This window comes from Psychrobacter sp. 16-MNA-CIBAN-0192 (assembly GCF_040309565.1).
Lineage (GTDB): Bacteria > Pseudomonadota > Gammaproteobacteria > Pseudomonadales > Moraxellaceae > Psychrobacter.
The window spans coordinates 1-8,426 of record NZ_JBEOOX010000023.1 but is presented as its reverse complement, the minus strand read 5'-3'; the positions used below and the strand labels follow the sequence as shown (position 1 = coordinate 8,426).

At 39.4% G+C, this 8,426-nt stretch carries 9 protein-coding genes; 5 read left to right on the top strand and 4 right to left on the bottom strand.

Annotation, left to right across the window (positions count from 1 at the left end; translation table 11 throughout):
* The first annotated feature begins 276 nt into the window (after positions 1-276).
* Entirely contained in the window at positions 277-1,440 is a 1,164-nt protein-coding gene (locus tag AAEY78_RS11975; RefSeq protein ID WP_352339574.1) for an ABC transporter ATP-binding protein, read from the top strand.
* A 224-nt stretch (positions 1,441-1,664) separates the two neighbouring features.
* Positions 1,665-2,504 carry an SDR family oxidoreductase gene (locus tag AAEY78_RS11970; RefSeq protein WP_352339573.1) on the top strand — a complete coding sequence of 280 codons (840 nt, stop codon included), beginning with the start codon at positions 1,665-1,667 and terminating at the stop codon, positions 2,502-2,504.
* Positions 2,505-2,587: 83 nt separating this feature from the next.
* Here AAEY78_RS11970 and AAEY78_RS11965 read toward each other — a convergent pair whose 3' ends face one another.
* The 4 genes from AAEY78_RS11965 to AAEY78_RS11950 all read right to left on the bottom strand — a co-directional run bounded on the left by AAEY78_RS11965 (position 2,588) and on the right by AAEY78_RS11950 (position 4,953).
* Complete coding sequence (locus AAEY78_RS11965) at positions 2,588-2,854, bottom strand: type II toxin-antitoxin system RelE/ParE family toxin (protein WP_352339572.1); 267 nt, start codon at positions 2,852-2,854, stop codon at positions 2,588-2,590.
* Positions 2,841-3,122: a type II toxin-antitoxin system RelB/DinJ family antitoxin gene (locus AAEY78_RS11960; RefSeq protein WP_352339571.1), complete on the bottom strand. Its 282-nt coding sequence runs from the start codon at positions 3,120-3,122 to the stop codon at positions 2,841-2,843. The genes AAEY78_RS11965 and AAEY78_RS11960 overlap by 14 nt, the downstream gene beginning before the upstream one ends.
* A 66-nt stretch (positions 3,123-3,188) precedes the next feature.
* Positions 3,189-4,646 carry a relaxase family protein gene (locus AAEY78_RS11955; RefSeq protein WP_352339570.1) on the bottom strand — a complete coding sequence of 486 codons (1,458 nt, stop codon included), beginning with the start codon at positions 4,644-4,646 and terminating at the stop codon, positions 3,189-3,191.
* The gene (locus AAEY78_RS11950) at positions 4,636-4,953 is read right to left on the bottom strand and encodes a plasmid mobilization protein (protein ID WP_352339569.1); all 318 of its coding nucleotides are present in this window, start codon (positions 4,951-4,953) and stop codon (positions 4,636-4,638) included. The genes AAEY78_RS11955 and AAEY78_RS11950 overlap by 11 nt, the downstream gene beginning before the upstream one ends.
* Positions 4,954-5,417: 464 nt before the next feature.
* Here AAEY78_RS11950 and AAEY78_RS11945 point away from each other — a divergent pair, with 464 nt between their 5' ends.
* The 3 genes from AAEY78_RS11945 to AAEY78_RS11935 all read left to right on the top strand — a co-directional run.
* Positions 5,418-6,512 carry a replication initiation protein gene (locus AAEY78_RS11945; RefSeq protein WP_352339568.1) on the top strand — a complete coding sequence of 365 codons (1,095 nt, stop codon included), beginning with the start codon at positions 5,418-5,420 and terminating at the stop codon, positions 6,510-6,512.
* Between the two features lie 102 nt (positions 6,513-6,614).
* Positions 6,615-7,829, top strand: coding sequence for an IS256 family transposase (locus AAEY78_RS11940; RefSeq protein ID WP_352339567.1), 1,215 nt, complete (start codon positions 6,615-6,617; stop codon positions 7,827-7,829).
* 151 nt (positions 7,830-7,980) lie between these two features.
* Positions 7,981-8,426 (top strand): hypothetical protein (locus AAEY78_RS11935; protein ID WP_352339566.1); only part of this gene is annotated, 446 nt, incomplete at its 3' end.

Below are 8,426 nucleotides of genomic sequence, written 5' to 3'. Positions count from 1 at the left end.
TATGATAGTTTAATCCTGTCAGGTATTGCTGCCTGACTCAAGTAAATCACTCTCCGATAAAGTCGGGGCGGTTCAGTTCTAAAAAACCAATCTAGATTTAGACCAACTAATTTCTCAGTGATCCTAGTCACGATAATCAGAGAATCGGTTACCATCATAGCTCTATCTTTTCTGTTATTTTCTATTAGATGGTGGATTCCCTTCGCAGTTTTACTCTCCTCTGTTCCTTTATCCTACATTAACTTTAGAGTGGCTTCATTTAGTTGGAAAGCCTTAATGGAAACAGGCAAGCAAAGCCGTTTTATGGATTACTTTTCTTCCTTAACCTTTTCAAGAGAAGCTCAAAAGGATATTCATCTGTTCGAAGCCTATGAATTGATAACGGATAAGTATAATAATGCTTTTCAAAACGTTTATAACGAGCTAAAGAAAGCACAATTCAGTATTTTCACAAAACCCATACCCTTCCAATTCATAACGATTATAGTCATTAGTGTGGTTCTATTCTCATTGTATGAACAAAATAAAGCCTCTGCTATTACAGTTTCATCGATTGTTATACTTTTACAGTCAATATTTATGTTAAACAATCGTATGGAGGTACTGATACAGCATGGATCTATACTGTATGAAATACTCGATTACTTTAAAAAGTACTTTTCTTTTTTAGATTATTCACATGACATAAAAGATGGCAGCTTAGGGATACAGCGAATAGAGAGTATTCAATTTATTAATGTGAGTTTCAAATATCCTGACACTGAAAAACACATCCTCAAGAACATAAATTTCTCTGCTAAAATCGGTGAATCAATCGCTATTGTGGGTCATAATGGAGCAGGGAAATCAACACTCGTTCATTTAATCTGTCGGTTTTGGGATGTTACTGAAGGTCAAATCCTAATAAACGGTCATGACATACGTTTATACAAAGTATCAGAGTTAAGAAAACGCATTGGGGCAGTATTCCAAGATTTTTATAAGTTTAATTTGACCATCAATGAGAATATCACACTCAATAATAACTCGGCACCTGACCCTAATACAGTAAGAGACGAGCTGGGATTACCTACTAATTTTTCTTTAGATACATTCATAGGTAAATCATATGGAGGTATTGAGTTTTCAGGTGGTCAATGGCAAAAACTCGCTATCTTACGTTGCTTAAATTCTAACAGCTCAATGATTATTTTAGATGAACCCACATCAGCCATAGACCCTAAATCGGAAGTAAAGCTCTATGATGACTTTAAGAATCTATCGAATGGGAAGCTAAGTTTTATGATTACCCATCGATTAGGCTCTATTAATGGCGTTGATAGAGTTTTAGTGATAGACAAAGGGGTTTTGGTTCAAGATGATTCTCCTGAAAAATTAAAGACTATAGATGGTGTTTTTAAGGAGTTATGGAGCATACAATCTAGTATGTATGTTAAGTGAATTTGCTTCCCGAATTGTATAACTAGCTATGTTCGGTGCGCTATACGGGAGTCGAACGTGTTCCCACAACGGACGTTATGGTAAATAATTGCTTGGCTAAATAGATTATGTCGCGACATATTCAAAATAATTCAAAACAACCTATTACAATATGTTCAATAAAATATATTTAATTAACAAAAACCTAGTTTGTATAGTGGTTAAAAAAAAATAAGGACAAATATATGAGGTTATTCAATAAAATTGCATTAGTTACAGGTTCGGCTCAAGGGATTGGTAAAGCAATAGCAGAACTATTTGTCAAGGAAGGTGCAACAGTCATATTAAGTGATATCAACGATGAAAAAGGTAAACAAGCTTGTCATCATATTAATAGCAAGCGACAACAGTGGAACGATTCAAAAGCAGCAGAGTATATCCATCTTGATGTAGGAAGTGAAAGCGACTGGCAAAATGCTAAGCAGCATATTGAGAAAAATTACAAGGGGTTAGATATTTTAGTCAACAATGCAGGTATCACTGGATTTGTAGAAACTACAGGCTCTCATGATCCTGAAAATTTAGATATGGCAAGTTGGCATAAGGTACATCAGGTTAACCTCGATGGAGTAGCTCTAGGGTGCAAAACAGCCATAGCTCTAATGAAAGATCGTTCAACGGATAAAAACAGCAACTCAAGCATTGTTAACATATCTTCTCGCTCAGGTATGGTCGGTATCCCTTTAGCAGCAGCTTATGCCTCAAGTAAGGCTGGAGTAAGGAATCATAGCAAGTCAGTTGCGTTATATTGTGCCCAAAATGAATATGACATTCGCTGTAATTCTATTCATCCAGCGGCTATTTATACGCCTATGTGGGATAACATGTTAGGCGAAGGTGACGAGCGTGATAAAGGTATTGAAGCAATATCAAAGGGTATTCCGCTAGGCTATATGGGTGATGTTATGGATGTAGCTTATGCAGCACTTTATTTAGCAAGCGATGAGTCTAAATATGTGACTGGTACTGAGTTGACTATTGATGGCGGTATTTTGGCAGGAAGCACCGCTTCGCCTAGCAATTAAAGCATACCCCAAGGGAACCGCCTTAAAAGCCTATTAACAGACTACTTAAAACAGACTGTCATTATGGAACCACTTAAAACAGGCTAATCAAACACCTCTGAATGGCTGCCCAGCCTAACAAAATCTACCGTATCGCTCTGAACACGGTAGATAAGCACCAAATCAGGTTTGATGTGGCAATCTCTAAATCCTTTATGATTGCCGGTCAACGCATGATCTTTATACTTAGCCGGTAACGTTACATCATTAGTCAAACAATTAAGCACCTCGCCCCATGCAGGAGTGAGTAAGCTTAGATAGTTCTTTTTGGCATCTCTCTTAAACTGATTTGATACTTCAATGGATCTCATCAGCCTCGCCTTCTAGCTCATCCATCAAATCACCAAAGCTGTCGTACTTAGTACCGTTACCATTGGCAACCTCTGCAATAGCCGCGATAGTTTGCGCGTTAAGCTTAGGCTGATAGTCAAAAGACAAGGGAACAGCATTGGTGTCTGCTACTTGGTTCAAGAACAGTCTAATGGCTTGTGAAGGCGTTAATCCATAGCTTTCAAGAACAGAAAAAGACCTATCCTTCAAATCTTGGTCAAGCCGTATATTATAATTAGTCGTAGTCATAGTAATCACCTATCGCTTATGTTTGTATGTTACACATAAGCCAATTATACGTCTAAACTAATACGATTAGAAATCTATTTCGATCCCACGATTCACAGTCCTAGTTTTTTCTTGGCTGATCTCAATAAATTGGTCAGCTTGTCGTTCATGGCTGCTAGTTGCTTGTTCTCGCTCTCCAATACTTCGACTCGTTGCTGTAATGAGCTGCTCTGTTCGTTCAACTGACGATTGACTGCGGTCAATCGCTCTATCTGTAGTTGCTGCTGTAAGGTCCTTTTCTCCAGTGCGTCCGCTAATTCGTTGCAGCGTGTCAAAAAGTCGTTCATGTTCAACCTCTATTTTTTGATGAATAGCGCTTGTTCTTTGTTCTGGTTTGTCTCCCAAATTGCCTTGCTCTTGGGTATGACGACTAATCCCCCTTTCTCGTCTGACCAGTCCACTACGGTTATTTTGGCTAGCAATCTCAGCTCTACTGGTGATTGTTCGATTTTCTCGGTAATCTCCGCTAACTCCGCTTTCTTGTTCTTTAGACTGAACCCTGTCCATAGGTTCATTGCTAACAGAATGAGGAATACGGTCAGTAGAACGCCCATCAGCCCCCCTAGCATCGTTTTCCAAGCCAATGCCTGTTGTAAAGCGCTTCTGCTCTCTTTGATAAGTTTGATATTCTCTGCTAAAACTTGCTCGGTTTCGTTCCTGCTTGACCTCAATAGCATACTGTAGCTTGTTAAGTGCTGTTCGGTAACGTTCTGCACCTGTTCCTGCATAGTCTTTTCTTGCTCGGCGGCGTTCTTCTCTAAATTCTTCATTAAATTGTCTATTTTCATAGATAATGCCTTCTAATCGTATGTTGCGCTTGCCGTCGGGATTTTTAATGCTGATAGATTTATCCGTTTGCCTTGCGATCTCGAAGCCTGCTTGCTGTAGCGTGTTTATCACATCTTTTCGGTCTGTAACGTTGCCCTGTTCGATTTGGTGGCTAATCACTTGTCCTATCTGCTCTTTGATTTTTCGAATGTCTTGAGGTAAGTTTTGGCTGCTTAGGGTCTTAACGGCTTGGGCTTTGTCGGGGTCGTGAGGGTCTGTGAGTTTGTACTCATGGTTAGTGACTTGTTTCCAGTTCTCAACCAGTGGGCGATCTACTTTGTCAAAATAAGGCTGTAAGCGTCTACCTGTCGTTAATTCAGTGTTGGCAATCACAAAATTAAGCTCTAGGCGGTCTTTGTCGGTATGTTCTATCCATGTGATGTTGTACTGGTCTTTCTCCAAACCTGCTAATAAGCTACTCTCAAAGCTCTCCCTAATGGCTCTTTTATGGTCATCAGGAAGGTCAACCTCCTCAAAGCTTAATACACCCACTGTATGACGATTTTGAAAGCTTAGGCTATCTGACAGCCTTTTTGTTAGTTCAGGGTCGCCAGAGAGCAATCTAGCTCCTTCACGGTCATTATCTTTACCTAGTAAATAATCCATAGTGGCTTTTGCACTACCACCACCACTATTTTTTAGGAATTTAACGATCATGGCGACTGAGTACCTCGTTTAGTTGTTCCCTAATGACGGCTAGCTGTGCAAATACTCTGAGCTTATCCGTATCTTTATCTAGGGTATTGGCTTGTTTGGCTATCTGATTAAGATTGCCACCAATGCGCCCTAAACTTGCTAAAAGTTTGGGGTCAGCATTTTTGTAGGGTTTGGCAATTTTCTGAGAAAGGGCTATTTTTCTGATCCATGTTGCTAACTGGTTACCTTCCATTCTGTCCAAAAGGGCTTGATGTTCCTCTTCGGTTAATCGAATTTTGATTTCTTTATTTCTAGTTGGCTGGGTCATTGGCTCATCTTCTTTTTGTTTTTTAGTCTTTTGCTGTCACATTGGTTCGTGACAGTTGGGGTTAAGGGGTTTCCCCTTGCAAGGTCATACTGGGATTAGACGATAGTCCCCTGTATGTGTCCTTGCCCTATCTTTCTAATTATACTGATAATAAACTGAATAGATAGATTAATTCTTAAACCCTCTTAATCTTGTATTTTTCTTCTTATAGTTATTAAAAATAAATTCTTTATTATTATATTATTATATTATTATATTATAAGGATGCTCAAACCCTTGCTACATATAGCTTTCCTAGGTCATAGATGTACAAACCCCTGAAGATAGATGTACAAACCCCTGAAGATAGATGTACAAACCCCTGAAGATAGATGTACAAACCCCTGAAATGAGATGTACTTGAATATTATAGTACATAAATGTACTATAATATGTATAATACATATAATTTAAAGAGGTTAAAAATGTCTGAATTTATAGCAAAACCAAACTTCTATGTTGAAGGTAAAGAAATTGTTATCTCGAAATCTAATGCACTGATTGAGGGCGCTTATGATTTATCTCCTGCTGAACATGACTTACTAACTTTGGCGGTCAACAAGCTACATAATCAGGGTACAGGTGGTAAGCAGGTTTTTATAAGCGCTCAAGAATTTTCAACAGCTAATAAAATTAACTCTAATTATTCTTATGAAGTTTTGAAGGAAACTGCTCAAAGGCTTTATGATAGAAAGCTGAGCTGTACGATTTATCTTGATGAATTGAAACAGATGGCAGGAGAGGAAGATATTTATACCATTGCTAGACCTAAAAACTCGCATAAGCCAACAAAGCTAAATTTTCGGTGGCTACAGGCTGTCTCTTATCAGGAACAAAGTGGATTTATCTATTTGATGTTTTCCGATCCCTTGGCGTATCTAATTAGTAAAACAGGTGAAGCTTACACTAAATACGACTATGCTAAGACTATTGACCTTAATGGATTTCATACTAAAAGGCTTTACGAACTGGTAAACAAATGGAAAGGGGCAAGCCCTACTAATGGCAAGCAATACCCTCAAATTGTGATGGCATTGGATGAATGGAAGGAGTTTTTCGGCTGTGCTGATAAATATCCTCAAACCGCAGAATTTAAAAGAAGGGTTCTGTTACCGTCTATTAAGCAAATAAACGAACAAAAAGATTTTATCCTAACCCTAGAGCAGGAAAAAGTAGGGCGCATTATTACCCACTTTGTAATCAGTATACAAGACAATCAAAAGCCAAAAAAGAAAGAGTTTAAAGATCCTTTTAAGGATGCTGTTACTGTTGCTACGTTCACAGGTACAACTGATAAGGACAAGATCAAACCTTCTGCATGGCAAGCTAAAGGTCTATCAGATGGTCAGATTAATAAGCTAAAAGTATTCGGTAAAGAGTTCTGCGATGCTAATTCAGATAAAATGCCTGAAAATTTTAAAGGTAGTTATAACGATCTAATTGATTACTGGGCATTAATGCTCCAAAACCCTAATCATGTTGGTGGGTTCAAGATGACGCAGGAGTTATTAAGCCGTTAATCGTTATGCTGATGATCTATGGAAACCTTGCTAAGTATTATGGTTCGAGCCTTTCCTAAAAACTGTGTAACTGCTTATAATCCACTAACCGGAGAATAAGCAATGACTAACCAAACTGACATTAAGAAACTGGCCGAGCAAATGGCTAGTAGCATGAATAGCTTTGATGACATCAAAGACTTTCAAAAGCAGCTCATGCAATCCTTTATCGACACAGCCCTTGAAGCTGAGATGGAAAACCATCTCGGCTACCCTAAGCATGAAAAGGCTGATAAGCCTAATAAACGCAATGGGCACACTAAAAAGACCGTCCGCAGTGACACAGGCGATCTTGAGATATCCACCCCAAGAGATCGTGATGGCGCTTTTGAACCCACCTTAGTGCGTAAGCATCAAACCCGTATTTCAGGTCTTGATGATAAAATCATATTCTTTTACGCCAAAGGCCAAACGACCACTGAGATCGTCGAAACCATTAAAGAGCTTTACGACGTCGACATCTCAAGCAGCTTAGTTTCAAGAGTCACTGACAACATCTTAGAGGACATCACCGCGTGGCAGAACCGGCCACTGAGCAGCATCTATCCTATCGTCTATTTGGACTGCATTGTCGTTAAGGTACGTCAAGATAAGCAGATCATCAACAAGGCTATTTATCTGGCGCTAGGTGTCGCTCTTAACGGTAAAAAAGAGCTGCTTGGTATGTGGCTATCAGAGAATGAGGGCGCTAAGTTCTGGCTTGGCGTACTCACTGAATTGCAAAACCGCGGCGTACAGGACATCCTCATTGCCTGTGTCGATGGATTAAAGGGCTTTCCTGATGCCATCAACACCGTTTATCCTAAAGCTCAGGTTCAGCTGTGTATCGTGCATATGGTGCGTTATTCGATGAAGTTTGTGCCGTGGACGGATAAGAAGGCCGTAGTGGCTGATTTAAAGGCCATCTATGGCGCTGATACGCTTGAGATAGCAAAGGCCAATCTTGAACACTTTGATGAGACTTGGGGTGATCAATACCCGCATGTGGTCAGGTCTTGGCGCAATAACTGGGAGGGCTTGACGGTGTTCTTTGGTTACCCTAAAGACATCAGAAAAGCGATTTATACCACCAATGCTATTGAGTCGCTAAACAGTGTGATTCGGACAGCGGTGAATAAGCGTAAGGTGTTCCCGTCTGATCAGGCAGCTTTCAAGGTAGTCTATCTAGCAACTCAGCAGGCGTCCAAGAAGTGGTCAATGCCCATTCGTAACTGGACGTCTGCTTTGAATCGCTTTATGATTATGTTTGATGACCGCATCAGCAAGCATTTAATCTAAATGGCAGTTACACAGAATGTGGGATGGTCTCTATGGTTCCCTAGTGAGGACTTGAATCTTTGGCTGCGTGTTATAGCATGTGGTGCCAATGTACTTGTGATTGTATTTTACAAAAAATGAGTCTTAGACATTAATTTAAAGAATGCAAATTATGAGTGAAAAAATAATATTATTTTTTAGATCTATTAAGGAGGTGTTTTTCGCATGTGCTAAGTATCATATAGCAATGGCTATATGTTTGCTTATCGTAGGAATAATGCCTGCGCTTAATGTTTATACGACTGGTGAGCTTGTCTCTCTTTTTGAGAATCCAAACGCTAAAAGCTCAATTATTTTTGTGATAGTCATTTGGGGCGTAAGCATGCTTACACCGACCTTACTTGATCCTCTAATAAGTTATCTCCAGTCACATATAAATCAGCTAGTGACAAACAGGGTAATAACTCAGATCATGAAAAAAAACGCATCGTTTAATGGTCTACATGCTTATGATGATGTTGAGATTCAAGATGCTATAGCAGTTGAACCGCCCCGGTATTGTCGGAGGCTCAACTTTCTGAGAGAATACGACAATGAAAACACGAAACTATACCCCCG

Bases quoted from the DNA above. Each gene is read 5' to 3' on its own strand.
- AAEY78_RS11950 (WP_352339569.1), bottom strand. From the start codon at position 4,953: ATGACCCAGCCAACTAGAAATAAAGAAATCAAAATTCGATTAACCGAA.
- AAEY78_RS11945 (WP_352339568.1), top strand. From the start codon at position 5,418: ATGTCTGAATTTATAGCAAAACCAAACTTCTATGTTGAAGGTAAAGAA.
- AAEY78_RS11955 (WP_352339570.1), bottom strand. From the start codon at position 4,646: ATGATCGTTAAATTCCTAAAAAATAGTGGTGGTGGTAGTGCAAAAGCC.
- AAEY78_RS11960 (WP_352339571.1), bottom strand. From the start codon at position 3,122: ATGACTACGACTAATTATAATATACGGCTTGACCAAGATTTGAAGGAT.
- AAEY78_RS11965 (WP_352339572.1), bottom strand. From the start codon at position 2,854: ATGAGATCCATTGAAGTATCAAATCAGTTTAAGAGAGATGCCAAAAAG.
- AAEY78_RS11975 (WP_352339574.1), top strand. From the start codon at position 277: ATGGAAACAGGCAAGCAAAGCCGTTTTATGGATTACTTTTCTTCCTTA.
- AAEY78_RS11940 (WP_352339567.1), top strand. From the start codon at position 6,615: ATGACTAACCAAACTGACATTAAGAAACTGGCCGAGCAAATGGCTAGT.
- AAEY78_RS11970 (WP_352339573.1), top strand. From the start codon at position 1,665: ATGAGGTTATTCAATAAAATTGCATTAGTTACAGGTTCGGCTCAAGGG.